The 15,971-nt window shown below is 71.0% G+C and carries 15 protein-coding genes; 13 read left to right on the forward strand and 2 right to left on the reverse strand.

Annotation, left to right across the window (positions count from 1 at the left end; genetic code table 11):
- Positions 1-95 precede the first annotated feature (95 nt).
- From typA to FM069_RS11710, 10 genes are all read left to right on the forward strand, one after another.
- Positions 96-1,913 (forward strand): translational GTPase TypA, encoded by a 1,818-nt coding sequence (gene typA, locus FM069_RS11665; protein ID WP_143488483.1) that lies wholly within the window; start codon positions 96-98, stop codon positions 1,911-1,913.
- Between the two features lie 144 nt (positions 1,914-2,057).
- The gene (locus FM069_RS11670) at positions 2,058-2,564 is read left to right on the forward strand and encodes a sigma-70 family RNA polymerase sigma factor (protein ID WP_143488484.1); all 507 of its coding nucleotides are present in this window, start codon (positions 2,058-2,060) and stop codon (positions 2,562-2,564) included.
- On the forward strand, positions 2,561-3,511 hold the full coding sequence (locus FM069_RS11675) for a FecR domain-containing protein (RefSeq protein ID WP_218570296.1): 951 nt from the start codon (positions 2,561-2,563) through the stop codon (positions 3,509-3,511). Before FM069_RS11670 ends, FM069_RS11675 begins: the two co-directional genes overlap by 4 nt.
- 99 nt (positions 3,512-3,610) lie before the next feature.
- The gene (locus FM069_RS11680) at positions 3,611-6,034 is read left to right on the forward strand and encodes a TonB-dependent receptor (RefSeq protein WP_143488485.1); all 2,424 of its coding nucleotides are present in this window, start codon (positions 3,611-3,613) and stop codon (positions 6,032-6,034) included.
- 28 nt (positions 6,035-6,062) lie between these two features.
- Positions 6,063-7,214 (forward strand): PepSY-associated TM helix domain-containing protein, encoded by a 1,152-nt coding sequence (locus FM069_RS11685; RefSeq protein ID WP_143488486.1) that lies wholly within the window; start codon positions 6,063-6,065, stop codon positions 7,212-7,214.
- Positions 7,211-7,399, forward strand: coding sequence for a hypothetical protein (locus FM069_RS11690; RefSeq protein ID WP_143488487.1), 189 nt, complete (start codon positions 7,211-7,213; stop codon positions 7,397-7,399). Before FM069_RS11685 ends, FM069_RS11690 begins: the two co-directional genes overlap by 4 nt.
- Positions 7,396-8,595: an MFS transporter gene (locus FM069_RS11695; protein ID WP_143488488.1), complete on the forward strand. Its 1,200-nt coding sequence runs from the start codon at positions 7,396-7,398 to the stop codon at positions 8,593-8,595. The genes FM069_RS11690 and FM069_RS11695 overlap by 4 nt, the downstream gene beginning before the upstream one ends.
- Positions 8,582-10,228, forward strand: coding sequence for an alpha/beta hydrolase (locus FM069_RS11700; RefSeq protein WP_143488489.1), 1,647 nt, complete (start codon positions 8,582-8,584; stop codon positions 10,226-10,228). The genes FM069_RS11695 and FM069_RS11700 overlap by 14 nt, the downstream gene beginning before the upstream one ends.
- A 105-nt stretch (positions 10,229-10,333) precedes the next feature.
- On the forward strand, positions 10,334-10,645 hold the full coding sequence (locus FM069_RS11705) for a hypothetical protein (protein WP_143488490.1): 312 nt from the start codon (positions 10,334-10,336) through the stop codon (positions 10,643-10,645).
- Between the two features lie 68 nt (positions 10,646-10,713).
- Positions 10,714-11,643 carry a DUF808 domain-containing protein gene (locus FM069_RS11710; protein ID WP_143488492.1) on the forward strand — a complete coding sequence of 310 codons (930 nt, stop codon included), beginning with the start codon at positions 10,714-10,716 and terminating at the stop codon, positions 11,641-11,643.
- A 156-nt stretch (positions 11,644-11,799) separates the two neighbouring features.
- Here the strand turns inward: FM069_RS11710 and FM069_RS11715 are convergent, their stop codons facing one another.
- Both FM069_RS11715 and FM069_RS11720 read right to left on the reverse strand, forming a co-directional pair.
- Positions 11,800-12,195, reverse strand: coding sequence for a YkgJ family cysteine cluster protein (locus FM069_RS11715; RefSeq protein WP_143488493.1), 396 nt, complete (start codon positions 12,193-12,195; stop codon positions 11,800-11,802).
- A 93-nt stretch (positions 12,196-12,288) separates the two neighbouring features.
- Complete coding sequence (locus tag FM069_RS11720) at positions 12,289-12,981, reverse strand: NrtR DNA-binding winged helix domain-containing protein (RefSeq protein WP_143488621.1); 693 nt, start codon at positions 12,979-12,981, stop codon at positions 12,289-12,291.
- Positions 12,982-13,126: 145 nt separating this feature from the next.
- Here FM069_RS11720 and FM069_RS11725 point away from each other — a divergent pair, with 145 nt between their 5' ends.
- From FM069_RS11725 to nadE, 3 genes are read left to right on the forward strand one after another with little or no spacing between them, the layout of a single operon-like run.
- Positions 13,127-13,771, forward strand: coding sequence for a nicotinamidase (locus FM069_RS11725; RefSeq protein WP_143488494.1), 645 nt, complete (start codon positions 13,127-13,129; stop codon positions 13,769-13,771).
- Positions 13,772-13,773: 2 nt separating this feature from the next.
- On the forward strand, positions 13,774-14,988 hold the full coding sequence (gene pncB, locus FM069_RS11730) for a nicotinate phosphoribosyltransferase (RefSeq protein ID WP_143488495.1): 1,215 nt from the start codon (positions 13,774-13,776) through the stop codon (positions 14,986-14,988).
- A gap of 2 nt (positions 14,989-14,990) precedes the next feature.
- Complete coding sequence (gene nadE / locus FM069_RS11735) at positions 14,991-15,818, forward strand: ammonia-dependent NAD(+) synthetase (RefSeq protein ID WP_143488497.1); 828 nt, start codon at positions 14,991-14,993, stop codon at positions 15,816-15,818.
- Positions 15,819-15,971: the final 153 nt, after the last annotated feature.

Below are 15,971 nucleotides of genomic sequence, written 5' to 3' on the forward strand. Positions count from 1 at the left end.
TCGCGGTACGCCCGGACGGGTGTCCGCCGATTCGTTGCATGCCTTGCCTGTCAGCCTGGACGGGCGCACCGTTTTCTCAACCGAGACCTAGCACAGTGATCGATAAACTTCGCAATATCGCCATCATCGCCCACGTCGACCATGGCAAGACCACCCTCGTCGACAAGCTCCTGAAACTCTCCGGCACCCTCGACCGCAAAGAAGCGGAAAGCGAGCGGGTGATGGACTCCAACGACCAGGAGAAGGAACGCGGCATCACCATCCTGGCGAAGAACACCGCCATCAAGTGGAACGGCTACAACATCAACATCGTCGACACCCCCGGCCACGCCGACTTCGGCGGCGAGGTGGAGCGCGTGATGTCCATGGTGGACTCCGTGCTGCTGGTGGTGGACGCCCAGGACGGCCCCATGCCGCAGACCCGCTTCGTGACCCAGAAGGCCTTCAAGGCCGGCCTGCGCCCGATCGTCGTGGTGAACAAGGTGGACCGTCCCGGCGCGCGCCCGGACTGGGTCATCGACCAGATCTTCGACCTGTTCGACAACCTCGGCGCCACCGATGAGCAGCTGGACTTCCCGATCGTCTACGCCAGCGCCCTGAACGGCATCGCCGGCATGGACCACGAGAAGATGGACGACAACATGGACGCCCTGTTCCAGGCCATCATCGACCACGTCCCGGCGCCCAAGGTGGACGTCGACGGCCCGTTCCAGATGCAGATCTCCCAGCTGGACTACAACAGCTTCCTCGGCGTGATCGGCATCGGCCGCATCGCCCGCGGCCGCATCAAGGCCAACACCCCGGTGGTCGCCATCAGCGACGATGGCACCAAGCGCAACGGCCGCGTGCTGAAGATCATGGGCCACTCCGGCCTGCAGCGCGTGGAAGTGGCCGACGCCGAGGCGGGCGACATCGTCTGCGTGTCCGGCATGGACGAGCTGTTCATCTCCGACACCCTGTGCGACCCGCAGAACGTCGAGGCGCGCCCGCCGCTGACCGTCGACCAGCCCACCGTGAGCATGACCTTCCAGGTCAACGACTCGCCGTTCGCCGGCAAGGAAGGCAAGTTCGTCACCAGCCGCAACATCAAGGAGCGCCTGGAGAAGGAGCTGCTGCACAACGTGGCGCTGCGCGTCGAGCAGGGCGACAGCCCGGAGAAATTCAAGGTCTCCGGCCGTGGCGAGCTGCACCTCTCGGTACTGATCGAGACCATGCGCCGCGAAGGCTTCGAGATGGCCGTGGGCCGTCCGGAAGTGGTGATCATCGAGAAGGACGGCGACAAGCAGGAGCCCTACGAGAACGTCACCATCGACATCGAAGAGCAGCACCAGGGCTCGGTGATGGAGCAGATGGGCCTGCGCAAGGGTGACCTGAGCAACATGATCCCCGACGGCAAGGGACGCGTGCGCCTGGAGTACACCATCCCGGCCCGCGGCCTGATCGGCTTCCGCAACAACTTCCTGACCCTGACCTCCGGCACCGGTATCCTGACCTCCACCTTCAGCCACTACGGCCCGATCAAGGCCGGCGAAGTCAGCAACCGGCAGAACGGCGTGCTGGTCTCCATGGCCACCGGCACCGCGCTGACCTACTCCCTGGAAACCCTGCAGAGCCGCGGCAAGCTGTTCCTCGGCCCAGGCGACGAGATCTACGAAGGCCAGCTGGCCGGCATCAATAGCCGCGACAACGACTTGGTGATCAACCCCACCAAGGGCAAGAAGCTGGACAACATGCGTGCCTCGGGCAAGGACGAAGTCATCGCCCTGGTGCCGCCGATCCGCTTCACCCTGGAGCAGGCGCTGGAGTTCATCGCCGACGACGAGCTGGTGGAAGTGACGCCCAAGTCCATCCGCCTGCGCAAGAAAATGCTGAACGAGAACGACCGCAAGCGCTACGAACGCGCCAAGGTCTGATTCGCCAGCCGTGAAGAAAGCCCCCGCCGGTGCGAGCCGGCGGGGGCTTTTGCGTTTCGGCGGCGGGCGCTTGTGGGGATTCGCGGGCCACGGTTATCATGAGATTAATTCTCAATAACAACTGGCGTCACGGTGCTGTTTCCCATGTCCGCAGTCGACGGTTCCCTGCACGATGCCGTGCGCCACCTCTACCAGGATCACCATGGCTGGCTGTTCGGCTGGCTGCGCAGGCGCCTGGGCTGCGCCGACAACGCCGCCGACCTGGCCCAGGACACCTTCACCCGCCTGCTGGCCTCGCGCCGCGTGCTGGAGGCGCGCGAGCCCCGGGCCTACCTGGTCACCGTCGCCCGCGGGCTGATGATCAACTGGTACCAGCGCCAGTCCCTGGAGCGCGCCTACCTGGACGCCCTGGCCAGCCTGCCCGAGGCCCTGGCGCCGCCGCCGGAGCAGCGCCTGGTGGTGCTGGAGACCCTCCACGAGATCGACGCCCTGCTGGACAGCCTGCCCGAGCGGGTGCGTCGCGCGTTCCTGCTGTCGCAGCTGGAGGGCCTGACCTACGACGCCATCGCCGAGCGCCTGGGGGTGTCCCTGGGTTCGGTCAAGCGCTACATGCAGCAGGCCTTCCGCCGTTGCCTGGAGCTCACCCCGTGAGCGGCGCGGCCGGCAGCGACGTCATTCCCGCGGCGATCCTCGACGAAGCCGCCGCCTGGCTGGTGCGCCTGCACGGCGACGGCGACAGCGAGGCGACCCGCCAGGCCTGCGCCCAGTGGCGCCAGCGCAGCCCGCAGCACGACCAGGCCTGGGCGCGGGCCGAGCGGCTGCTGCAGCGGCTCGGCAGCCTGCCGCCGGAGCTGGCGATGCCGGCCCTCGGCCGCGAGCGCATCGGTCGCCGCCGCGCCCTCAAGCACCTGGCCCTGCTGCTGGCGGTGGCGCCGGCGGCCCTGACCACCTGGCGCGCCGCGCCCTGGGAGGCGTGGCTGGCCGACCAGCGCACGGCGGTGGGCGAGGTCCGCGCGCTGGCGCTGCCGGACGGCAGCCAGCTGACCCTCAACACCGACAGCGCCCTGGACCTGCGTTTCGACGGCCAGCGCCGGCACCTGCAGCTGCGGCAGGGCGAGCTGCTGCTGCACGCCGCGGCCGACCCGCGGCCCCTGCTGCTGGACGTCGCCGTCGGCCGCCTGAGCACCCCCGGCGCCCGTTTCAGCCTGCGCGAGCAGGGCGACGCCGCCCATCTGGTGGTGCTGGAGGGCGCGGTGCGGGTGGAGCCCCTGGACGGCCTCGCCCAGTGGGTACCGGCGGGCCGCCAGGGCCGCTTCGACCGCCAGCGGCTCGGCCCCCTGGCTGCCGCCGAGGCGTCGGCGGTGGCCTGGACCCACGGCATGCTGATGGCCGACCGGCTGCCCCTGGCCGAGCTGCTGGCCGAACTCGCCCGCTACCACCACGGGGTGCTGCGCTGCGCCCCGGCCGTGGCCGGGCTGGCGGTGTCCGGTGCCTATCCCCTGCGGGACCGTGGCCGGGCCCTGGCGATGCTGGCGGCGACCTACCCGGTGCGGGTACGGCGGCTGACCGACCTGTGGATCAGCCTGGACGCCGCCTGAAAAAATAATCGCGCTGGGGTGAGACCTTTTTCGCGCTCGGCTGGCAAGGACGGTGAACCCCCTCCTTGTCGTGGCCGCCAGGCCGAGGAACTGCTGCCCATGTCCGCTTCGTCCGCCTTTTCCTTCCGCTTCATCGATGCCCCTTCGCTGCGCCGCGCGGTGCGCCGGGCCGCGCTCGCCGTCGCCCTGGTGGGCGCCGGCCAGCCACTCTGGGCCGCGGAGGAACCGGCGGCGCTGCGCCGCTACGAGATTCCCGCCGGCCCCCTGGGACGCACCCTGGCCACCTATGCCAGCGAGGCGGGGCTGTCGCTGTCCTTCGACCCGGCCCTGACCGACGGGCTCGCCTCCGCCGGGCTTAACGGCCGCTACGCCGCCGACGAAGGCCTGCGCCGCCTGCTGGCGGGCAGCGGCCTGCAGCTGCAGGCGCGGCCCGACGGCAGCTACACCCTGGTACGGGTCGCGGCCCGGGGTGACGTGGAGCTGTCCGCCCTGGAGGTCACCGGCCAAAGCGACGGTGCCCAGGCCCTGCCGGAGCCTCTGGCCGGCGGCCAGGTGGCCCGCGGCTCGCGCCTGGGGGTGCTGGGCAACCTCGACGTGATGGACGCGCCCTTCAGCGTCACCAGCTACACCGCCCAGACCCTGGAGCAGCAGCAGGCGCGCAGCGTCGCCGACGTGCTGGTGGCCAACGATCCCTCGGTGCGCATCGTCGGCGGCCGTGGCGATATCGTCGACACCTACGCCATCCGCGGCTTCCCGGTGAGCAACGCCGACGTGGCCATGGACGGGCTGTACGGGATGCTGCCCTACTGGCGGGTGCCCACCGAGTTCGCCGAGCGGGTCGAGGTGCTCAAGGGCCCCAGCGCGCTGCTCAGCGGCATGGCCCCGGAGGGCAGCATCGGCGGCGCCATCAACGTGGTGCCCAAGCGGGCGGCGGACGAGCCGCTGACCCGGGTCAGCGTCGACTGGACCGAGAAGTCCCAGCTCGGCACGCACCTGGACGTGGGTCGCCGCTTCGGCGAGGACAAGGCCTTCGGCGCGCGCTTCAACGGCGTCTACCGCACGGGCGACACTGCCGTCGATCACCAGAGCCGGGAGTTCCCGCTGATGGCCCTGGCCCTGGACTTCCGCGGCGAGCGGCTGCGCCTGTCCGCCGACGCGCTGTACCAGAAGGAGAGCTTCGAGGGCGTGGTGCGCCCGGTGCTGCTGGGCAGCGCCACCCACCTGCCCCACGCGCCGGACTCCCGTACCCGCTTCGGCCTGCGCGATTCTTACCTGGACCAGGAGGACTACGGCCTGGTCACCCGGGCGGAATACGACCTCACCCCGGACATCACCGCCTTCGCCGCCCTCGGCGGGCGCCAGAGCAACTTCGAGACCATCGCCTCCAACAGCTTCCTGATCGGCAACGACGGTGCGCTGAGTAACCTCATGGCGCGCCAGCGGGGCGACCGCCGCACCTATTCCGGCGAGGCCGGCCTGCGCGGCCGCTTCGACACCGGTGCGCTGCACCATGACTGGACCCTGAGCAGCAACCGGGTGTTCGAGCGGCTGGGGCTGGTCTACCTGTTCACCGGGGCCGAGTCGGGCAACCTCTACGAGAGTTCGGGGCACACGCCGCTCCCGGACTATTCCAGCCTGGACGGCAGCATCCCCCGCACCGCCGAGACCGACCTGGGCGGCGTCGCCCTGTCCGACCGCATTTCGCTGCTGGACGACCGCCTGCAGCTGACCGGCGGCCTGCGCCGCCAGTGGGTGAGCGCCAAGTCCTACAGCGCCAGCAGCGGCGAGCGCACGTCGAGCTACGACGAGCAGGTCTGGACGCCATTGCTGGGGGTGCTGGTGCGGCCGGTGGACGGCCTCTCGCTGTACGCCAACTACATCCAGGGCCTGAGCAAGGGCGATACCGCGCCCACCACCGCGCAGAACGCCGGGGAAATGATGGCGCCCTACAAGACCAAGCAGTACGAGCTGGGCGCCAAGTACGAGCTGGGCGGGTTGCTGGCGACCGTCGCGCTGTTCCAGATCGAGAAGCCCAGCGCCTTCACCGATGCCGGCAACGTCTACCGGGTGAGCGGCGAGCAACGCAACCGCGGTATCGAACTGGGCGTGAGCGGCGAGCTGACCGAGGGCCTGCGCCTGCTGGCCGGCGCCAGCTACATCCGGCCGGAACTGGTGAAGGCCGCCGACCGCACCACCGAGGGCAACGACGCCCCGGGGGTCGCCCGGCGCCAGGCCAACCTCGGTCTGGACTGGGATGCGGCGTTTCTGCCGGGGCTGACCTTGGGCGGCCGGGTGATCCACACCGGCGAGGCCTACCTGGACCCGGCCAACCGCATCGAGGCGCCAGCCTGGAACCGCCTGGACCTGACCGGCAGCTACGCCTTCAAGGTCGCCGGAAAACCACTGGTGGCCCGTGCCAACCTGGAGAACGCCCTGGGCAAGGACTACTGGAGCGCCACCAGCGGCTACGTGACCCTGAGCCAGCCGCGCACCCTAACCCTGTCCCTGAGCGCCGACTTCTGATGCCCGCGTCCCCGACGAGCCGTACCCCATGAGCCCGAAGACCCTGCGCACCTGGTACCTGGTGCACAAGTGGACCAGCCTGGTCTCCACGCTGTTCCTGCTGCTGCTGTGCCTCACCGGCCTGCCGCTGATCTTTCACGAGGAGATCGAGCACACCTTCGACCCCCATCCCGAGCTGGCCCCGCTGGACGCTGCTTCGCCACGCATCGACTACGACGACGTGGTGGCCCGCGCCCTGGCGGCGCGGCCGGGGGAGGTGGTGCGCTTCGTGTTCTTCGAGAAGGACGAACCCCTCGGCGCGGTCCTCAGCGCGCCGACCCTGCAGCCGCCGCCGGAGAACGGCCACATCCAGCCGTTCGATGCGCGCACCGGCGAGTTCTTCGAGCCCGAGCCGCCACCAGGGGGCTTCATGTACCTGATGCTCAAGCTGCACACCGACCTGTTCCTCGGCCTGCCGGGCTACCTGTTCCTCGGCTTCATGGGGCTGCTGCTGGTGGCATCCCTGGTCTCCGGGGTGGTGGTCTACGCGCCGTTCATGACCAAGCTGGATTTCGCCACCGTGCGCCGCGGCCGCAGCACCCGGCTGAAATGGCTGGACCTGCACAACCTGCTGGGCATCGCCACCCTGGTGTGGGTGCTGGTGGTGGGTGTCACCGGGGTCATCAATACCCTGGCGCTGCCGATCCTCGCCCTCTGGCAGGGCGGGCAACTGGCGGAGATGACCGCCCCCTACCGGGACCAGCCGCCCCTGGCGTCGCCCGGCTCGCTGCACGCGGCCCTGGAGACCGCCCAGCGCGCGGCACCGGACATGCGCGTCAGCCTGGTGGCGTTCCCCGGCACCCAGTTCAGCAGCCAGCACCACTACGCGGTGTTCATGCGCGGCGCCACGCCCCTCACCGAGCGCCTGCTGAAGCCGGCCCTGGTGGACGCCCAGACCGGCGAACTGACCGACATGCGCGAGATGCCCTGGTACGTGCGCACGCTGTTCCTGTCTCAGCCGCTGCACTTCGGCGACTACGGCGGCCTGCCGCTGAAACTGATCTGGGCGCTGCTGGATGTGGTGGCCATCGTGCTCCTGGGCAGTGGCCTGTACCTCTGGCTGGGCCGGCGCAAGGCGCCCCTGGAACGACGCCTGGCCGAATTGAAGGGCGGCGGCGCTGCCCTGGAGAACGCTGAATGAAACGCGGTGCCTGGATGATTTTCCGCTGGCCGCTGTTGCTGGCCCTGCTGGGTGGCATCGGGCTGGTCTCGGCCCTGGTGGGCGACGGTTTCTTCGACCTGCTGGCGTGGCTGGGGCTCGGCGTGCCGCTGGCGCTGATCGCCGTGGCCTGGCTGCGCCCGACGCGGCGGGGAGCGGGGCGATGAGCGAGGCATCGCGGATACCGCCGTTCCTGCGCCTGCTGCAGGCCGAGGCGTTGCTCTGCACCCTGGCGGTGATGTCCTTCGTCGCCCTGGTCGGGCCGCTGTCCCGGGACCTGGGCCTGGCCCCCTGGCAGGCGGGTACCGCGGTGACCGTCGGCGGCCTGGCCTGGCTGGCCCTGGCGCGGGCCTGGGGCGCGGCCAGCGACCGCCTCGGCCGGCGCCGGGTGGTGCTGATGGGGCTGGGCGGCTTCGTGCTTTCCTATGGCGCGCTGTGCCTGTTCATGGCCACCGCGCTGCACCTGCGACTGCCGGCTTGGCTGGCATTCGCCGGGCTGGTGCTGCTGCGGGGCGCCGCCGGCGGCTTCTACGCGGCGGTGCCGGTGTGCGCCGCGGCGCTGGTGGCCGATCACCTGGAGGCCCGCCAGCGGGCCGCGGCCATGGCCGCCCTGGGCGCGGCGAGCGGGGTGGGCATGGTGGCCGGCCCGGGGCTGGTGGGGCTGCTGGCCGGTGGCGGCCTGCTGCTGCCCCTGGCGGTCACCGCGGCACTGCCGGCGGTCGCCCTGGCGCTGCTCTGGCGGGGCCTGCCGCGGGAGGCCGCCCGGGCCCCGGCGCACAGTGCGCCCCCGCACCTGTTCGACCCCCGGCTGCGCGGCCCCCAGGCGATGGCCTTCGTCGCCATGTTCAGCGTGACCGTCGCCCAGATCGTCGTCAGCTTCTTCGCCCTCGACCGCCTCGGCCTGGATGCCGCCGGCGCGGCGCGGGCCGCGGGCCTGGCCCTGACCTCGGTGGGGGTCGCCCTGATCGCCGCGCAATTGCTGGTGCGCCGGCTCGCCTGGCCGCCGGCGCGGCTGATCCGGGTCGGCGGGCTGCTCTCCGCCGCCGGGTTCGCCCTGAGCATGGCCGCCCACGAAAGCCTCTGGCTGTGCATCGGCTACTTCGTCGCCGCCGCCGGCATGGGCTGGGTGTTCCCGGCGGTGTCGGCACTCGCCGCCAATGCCGTGCAGCCCCACGAACAGGGCGCCGCCGCCGGCAGCGTCAGCGCCGCCCATGGCCTGGGGATGATCGTCGGGCCCCTGGCCGGCACCCTGGTCTACCCGCTGGACAGCGCCGCACCCTTCGGCCTGGTGGCGGTGCTGCTGGCCATGGCGGCGCTCTGGGTGAGCGCGCGCGTACCGGGAGGCGAGCATGACCGCGGCTGACGGCGTGCTGGTCGCCGCCCTGGCGCTGGCCCTGCTGGCATGGTGCATGCGGCGTTTGCCCGGGCGGGACGTCGTGGTGGCCCTGGCCGCCCTGGTCAGCCTCGGCGCCGGGCTGTACGGCGCCTGGGACCAGCGCTGGCAGGACGCCCCCGGCGCACTGGCCGGCGGGTTGTGCCTGCTCGCCCTGGCGCTGGGCCGCTGGCGTCGGGCGCGAGGCCGGCGACCGCGGCCGCTGCTGTCCGGGCTGCTGCTGGGCCTGGCGGTCGCCGTCGCCCTGGCGGCCGTCGTGCTGTTCCCGGTGGACGACCTGCCGGCACCGGACGGCCCGTTCGCGGTGGGCGTGCGCGACTTCGAACTGGTGGACCGCCGCCGCACCGGGGTGTTGCAGGCGGCACCCGGCGAACCGCGACGGCTGCTGGTGCGGGTCTGGTACCCGGCCGACCCGGCGCCGGGCGCCCGTCCGCGCGCGTACTTCGACGCGGCCGAGGCGCGCAGCACCGCCCGGGGGTTCGGCGAGGTGATGGGCTTCGCGCCGATGCTGGCCTACCTGACCCATGTCGGTACCCATGGCTACCCGGATGCACCCCTGCGAGCGGCCGCGGGCCGGCTGCCGGTGGTGCTGTTCAGTCACGGCTATGCCGGTTACGCCGGCTCCAACACCGTGCTGATGGAGCGCCTGGCCAGCCACGGCTACGCGGTGTACGCCGTGCAGCACAGCGGCGATGCCTCGCCGACCCGCCTGCCGTCCGGCGCGGTGGAGCCCATGGACCCGGGCCTGGTGGAACACCTGCGCCAGGCCCTGGCCGACGGCTTGCCGCCCTTGCTGCGGCGCGCCTACACCGAGGACGACCTGGACGTCCGCCTCGACGCCCAGCTGCGAGTCGCCCGGGAGATTCCCGCGCCGGCCAACCGCGCCCTGTGGACCAGCGCGCCGGTCTGGCTGGCCGACCGGCTGTTCGTTCACGACGCCCTGCAGGCCGGGGCGGTGCCGGCGTCCGTCGCCGAGGTGGTGGCCGCCAGCGCGTTCGCCCGGGTCGGCGAGATGGGCATGTCCTTCGGCGGCTCCACCGCCGGCGCGGTGTGCCAGGTCGACCGGCGCTGCGCGGCCCTGGTGAACCTGGACGGCGGCGACTTCCACTTCACGCCGTTCGCCGCGGACGTGCCCGTGCCGCTGCTGATGATCCACGCCGACCTGCGGGGGTTCTACCGCATGCTCGGCGCGACGCCGCCGGCGACCCCGCGCAGCTTCAACGATTTTTCCTACGAGCGCCTCGACGCCACCGGCCTGCGCCCCTCGGTGCACCGGCTGGTGCTGCGCGACTCGCTGCACGCCGGGCTCACCGACAATGGCCTGTTCGTCCGCCGGCCGCTGCGGGACCTGCTGTTCGGGTCGGCGCCGGGGGCGGTGCTCACCGGCGTGCCGAACGCCTTCGTCCTGGCCTTCTTCGACCACTACCTGCGCGGCCTGGACAATGGCTTTCCCCAGGTCCAGTACCGGCGCTACGGCGACTGGGTGCAGCCCTACGACACCGCTGCGGTACGCCACTGGTGGCTGGCCAAGCCGCCGGCGGAACGCGCCGCGCTGCAGCAGCGCATCGACGACCTGCACGCCTGGGCTCGCGCGCCGCGGTGAGCGTGGCGGGACCGGCGGGCTCGACAAGCGGCGCGCTTCGGGCAAGGATGGGCGCCCGTCGCGTCCCGGCACCTTGCCCGGACGCCCCTGCAGGAAGCCCATGTAGTGAAGACCGTCTCGATCCTCGCCGCCGGCCTCGTCGCCTGCGTCGCGGCGCCGACCCTGGCGGTGCTGCGGCTGCCGGCGCCCGACGGCTCGCTGTTCGCCCTGGCCATCCTGGCGCCCGCCGCCCTGTTGGCGGTGTGGTCCAGCGGCGCCCTGCTGGACGGCCGCTTCGAGGGGCTCGACAGCCTGGGCCGCTGCCTGCGGGAGCGCCGTCCGCGCCTGCCCTACTGGGCGCTGCGCGGGCTGGCCACGGCGCTGGTGGCCACCGGCCTGACCCTGATCGCCGACGTCGCCCTGCCGGCCCTGTGCTGAGCCCCCTGCCGGACGGCGGCGCAGCCCTGTAGCATCGGCGCCCTTTCTGACTTCTTCGAGGATTCGCCATGGCCGGAGCCAGCCTGTTGACCCTGCTTGACGACATCGCCAGCGTGCTGGACGACGTCGCGACCATGACCAAGGTCGCCGCCCGCAAGACCGCCGGGGTACTCGGCGACGACCTGGCGCTGAACGCCCAGCAGGTCTCCGGCGTGAACGCGGACCGCGAGCTGCCGGTGGTCTGGGCGGTGGCCAAGGGCTCGGCGCTGAACAAGGCGATCCTGGTGCCGGTGGCCCTGCTGATCAGCGCCTTCGCGCCCTGGGCGGTCACCCCGCTGCTGATGGTGGGCGGCGCCTACCTCTGCTACGAGGGCTTCGAGAAACTCGCCCATCGCTTCCTGCACCGGGACGAAGACCCTGCCGCCCAGCAGGCCGCCCGGCGCGAGGCCATCGCCGACTCGGCGGTGGACATGCGTGCTTTCGAACGGGACAAGGTGAAGGGCGCGGTGCGCACCGACTTCATCCTGTCCGCGGAAATCATCGCCATCGCCCTGGGCACCGTCGCCGAGGCGCCCTTCGGCAGCCAGGTGGCGGTGCTGGCGGGCATCGCCGTGATCATGACCCTGGGCGTCTACGGCCTGGTGGCGGGCATCGTCAAGCTGGACGACCTGGGGCTGTACCTGAGCCGGCGCGGCGCCGCCGCGGCCCGGGCCCTGGGGCGCGGCATCCTGGCCATGGCACCCTACCTGATGAAGACCCTGTCGGTGGTGGGCACCGCGGCGATGTTCATGGTGGGCGGCGGCATCCTGGTGCACGGCGTGGCGCCCCTGGGCGACGCCATCCACCACCTGGGCGAGCGCGCCGGCGCCTGGCCTGGTGTCGGCCCCGTAGCCGCGGCCCTGCTGCCGACTCTGCTCAATGCCCTGGTCGGCATCGTCGCCGGCGGCCTGGTACTGGCGCTGGTGCTGCTGGCGGGGCGGCTGCGGCCCCGGGGCTGATGGGGCGTACTCGCTCTCGGTCCGGTGGCGGCGTGGACGAGGTGCCGAGCCGCTGAGCCGGGCGCGTCGTCAGTAGGGCGCGCGACACGGGACGGCAGCCCGCTGGCGCCATTCGCCCTGGCGGGCGATCGCGCCTCGAAGGACGGCTGCGGTGGTTCAGGGGTTCGGCTTGAACGCGCAGTAGCCCGGGCGCGGGCCGATGCGCGGGTGGTTGCGGCAGGTCTCGGGGCGCTGGTCGTAGATGGTGCAGAGGCGGCTCTTGCGGTCCAGGTAGTAGCAGTCGTTGTTGGCCAGCCGGGTCAGGGTGAACAGGCTCTGCTTCTGGTTGAAACGTTCCACCACGCCGTCCTTCATCAGCCGCTTGGCCACCGACTTGAGCGGCTCGCTGCGTTCGAACTCGTCCACCAGGCCCATCCGCAGCAGGTCGGCGAAGCGCACCTCCACCGGCATCGTGCAGCAGCTGGAGGCGCAGGCGTGGCACATGCTTTTCTCGTACCGGATCCAGGTATCGGTGCGGTCCAGGTCGGCGCCGACGATCAGCCTTACGTTCATGAGGGTCCACGGGAGCAGGGAGGCGGGGGCGCGCATGATAGCGGGGCCGGCGGATTTGTGAACTACCGCCGGCCGGGCCGTGGCGCGCGGCGCTCAGGTCAGCACGCTGCGGTCGAACAGATAGACCCCGCCCGGCCCGGGGCGATGGGCCAGCACGGTCTGCGGGCGACCCATCCGCGGCTGCTGGCGCTCGCCGGTGTCGACGATCCAGCCGGCCGCCTTCATCCGCTCCAGGCGGCCGCGCAGGGTGGTGTGCTGAACCGCTTGGCCGAGGCAGGCCTGGAAGGCGTGCAGCGCCTCGGTGACGGTGAAGCGCGGCGGCAGCAGGTGCAGCGGCAGCGAGCTGTACACCGCCTTGGCCGCCAGCCGCTCCCGGGCCTGGCGCGCCAGCTCGGCGTGGTCGAAGGGCAGGGCGGGGTGACCGCCGAGGGCCTCGTCCAGGGGCACGAAGCGTAGGCTCTCGTCCGCCACCGGTGCCTGGGGCTCCACCAGCGCCAGGTAGAAGGTGCTCAGGGACCAGCCGCGGGGATCGCGCAGGGCATTACCGACCGTGGCCACCTGCTCCAGGTGGCTCGGCCGCAGGCGCGCCTTGTCCTGCAGGGCGCGGGCGGCGGCGGCGTCCAGGCTGGCGTCGGCGCAGCGGCCGTTCACCATCACCCCGGGCAGCGCCCAGTCCCCGGCGAAGGGCGCCCGCTCGCGGCGCAGCAGGAGCAGCTCGAGACCGCCGCCGGCCCCCAGGCGCAGGGCGACGATGTCGACGCTGGCCAGCACCTCCGCGCGACTCACGGGCATGCCCCGGCGCCGGCCTGGACGGCAGTGGAACGCTGTCGACGGGTTCTCATGGCGCGACCTCCGTGGAAAGAAACCATTGACTACATATTACATCAGATGAAATATGTAGCCAGCGGTTATCCCACCAGAGGACAGCAGTATGAAGATCGCCAGTTTCGACATCGACGCGCAGAAGGGCTTCACGCCCTTGTGCCCGGACGAACTGCCGGTTCCCGGCGGCGACGCCATCGTCCCGGCCTTGCAGGCCATGGCCGCCCGCGCCCGCCTGCGCCTGGGCAGCAAGGATGCTCACAGCCCGCAGGCGGCGTGGGTGGTGGCCAGCCACGGGGAGATGCTGCGCAGCCTGCCCCTGGCCAACGCCGACCTGACCTGGGTCAGCCACTGCGTCCCCGGCACCGCCGGCTTCGAGCTGCTGGACGGCCTGCCGGCGCCCCTGGACTACGACTATTTCGTCTGGAAGGGCGTGGAGCCCGACCTGCACCCCTATGGCGCCTGCTACCACGACCTGGCCGAGCGGCGCAGCACCGGCGCGATCGAATTTCTCCGGCAGAATGGCGTCAGTCATGTGATGGTCGGCGGCCTGGCGCTGGACTACTGCGTCAAGACCACCGCCCTGCAATTGCGCCGGGCCGGCTTCGCGGTGAGCGTGTACCTGCCGGCCTGTCGCGCCATTGCCGAGTCGACCGCGCAAGCGGCCTGCGCGGAGATGAGTGCGGCGGGTATCTTCTTGTGCGCCAGCCCGGACGAGCTGGATGCCTCCCTGAACCCCTCGCTGGAGTGCTGAACATGGCCGAGAGCGTTTTTGCCGAGCGCATCGTGCAGAACCTGCTGGACACCGACTTCTACAAGCTGACGATGATGCAGGCGGTGCTGCACAACTACCCCAACGCCGAGGTGGAATGGGAATTCCGCTGCCGCAGCAGCGAGGACCTGCGCCCCTACCTCGCGGAGATCCGCTACCAGATCGAGCGCCTGGTGGACACCAGCATCACCGCCGACCAGCTGGGCTTCCTCGAGCGCATCAGCTTCATCAAGCCCGACTTCATCCGCTTCCTCAGCCTGTTCCGCTTCAACATGCGCTACGTGCAGACCGGCATCGACGGCGACCAGCTGTGCATCCGCCTGCGCGGGCCGTGGCTGCACGTGATCCTCTTCGAGATCCCGCTGCTGGCCATCGTCAGCGAGGTGCGCAACCGCTACCGCTACCGCGAAGTGGTGCTGGAGCAGGCCAGCGAGCAGCTCTACCGCAAGCTGGACTGGTTGAGCGCGGAGGCCGGCGAGGATGAGCTGAAGGGCTTCCAGCTCGCCGACTTCGGCACCCGCCGGCGCTTCTCCTACCGGGTGCACGAGGAAATGGTGCACATCCTCAAGCGCGACTTCCCCGGGCGCTTCGTCGGCACCAGCAACGTGCACCTGGCCCGGGAATACGACCTGCGGCCCATCGGCACCATGGCTCACGAATGGCTGATGGCTCACCAGCAACTGGGCCCGCGGCTGATCGACAGCCAGAGCGCCGCCCTGGACTGCTGGGTGCGCGAATACCGTGGCCTGCTGGGCATCGCCCTGACCGACTGCATCACCATGGACGCCTTCCTCGGCGACTTCGATCTGTACTTCGCCAAGCTCTTCGACGGCCTGCGCCACGACTCCGGCGACCCGCTGCAGTGGGCGGAGAAGGCCATCGCCCACTACCGCGCCCTGGGCATCGACCCCATGAGCAAGACCCTGGTGTTCTCCGACGGCCTCGACCTGCCCAAGGCCCTGGCGCTGTACCGCGCGCTGCACGAGCGGATCAACGTCAGCTTCGGCATCGGCACCAACCTCACCTGCGACATCCCCGGGGTCGAACCGATGAACATGGTCATCAAGATGACCGCCTGCAACGGCCAGCCGGTGGCGAAGATCTCCGACACCCCCGGCAAGACCCAATGCCGCGACGAGAACTTCGTCGCCTACCTGAAACACGTGTTCCGCGTCTCCGAACCGTCAATGAGGACCTGACCATGAGCAATCGCCAACGTGAAATCGCCGACGCCCTCGGCGTGATCCCCCCCTTCGCCGACCAGGCCGCGCTGCTGGCCGAAGTCGAGCGGCGCAAGGCCTTCATCCAGGACTGCCTGCGCCGCGCCGGCCTGAAGGTGCTGGTGCTGGGGATCAGCGGCGGGGTCGATTCCACGGTGGCAGGGCGCCTGGCGCAGCAGGCGGTGCAGGCGCTGCGGGAAGAGACCGGCGACGACGGCTACCGCTTCATCGCCGTGCGCCTGCCCCATGGCGTGCAGCACGACGAGGACGACGCCAAGGCGGCCCTGGACTTCATCCAGGCCGACGAGGTGCAGACGGTGAACATCGCCGACGGCGTGCGTGGCCTGCTGGGGCAGATCGACGCCCTCACGCCGCTGTCCGCCGAGCGCCGCGACTTCGTCGCCGGTAACGTCAAGGCGCGCATGCGGATGATCGCCCAGTTCGCCATCGCCAACGCTCGCAACGGCTTGGTGATCGGCACCGACCATGCCGCCGAGGCAGTGATGGGCTTCTTCACCAAGTTCGGCGACGGCGCCTGCGACCTGGCGCCCCTGAGCGGGCTGGTGAAGGGCCAGGTGCGGGCGATCGCCGCGGCCCTGGGCGCCAGCGAGAAGGTGGCGCAGAAGGTGCCCACCGCCGACCTGGAAGACCTGCGCCCCGGCAAGCCGGACGAGGAGGCCTACGGCGTGACCTACGCCGAGATCGACGCCTTCCTCCAGGGCAAGCCGGTGAGCGAACAGGCCTACGAGGTGATCGTGAAGACCTACGACCGCTCCCAGCACAAGCGCGAGCTGCCGTTCGCGCCCTGAGTCTTCGGGGGCGACAAGGCGCACGGTGCAAGGCCGTGCGCTGTTCTGAGTGTTCGTGGAGCGGCTGATCGCCTCAAGGGCGGTAAAGGCACTGCTTCAGTTCGGGCAGGGTCGGGTGGCGATCGAGCGGTCGCCTGGGCGAGGGGGAGATGC

Source organism: Pseudomonas mangiferae (genome assembly GCF_007109405.1).
Lineage (GTDB): Bacteria > Pseudomonadota > Gammaproteobacteria > Pseudomonadales > Pseudomonadaceae > Pseudomonas_T > Pseudomonas_T mangiferae.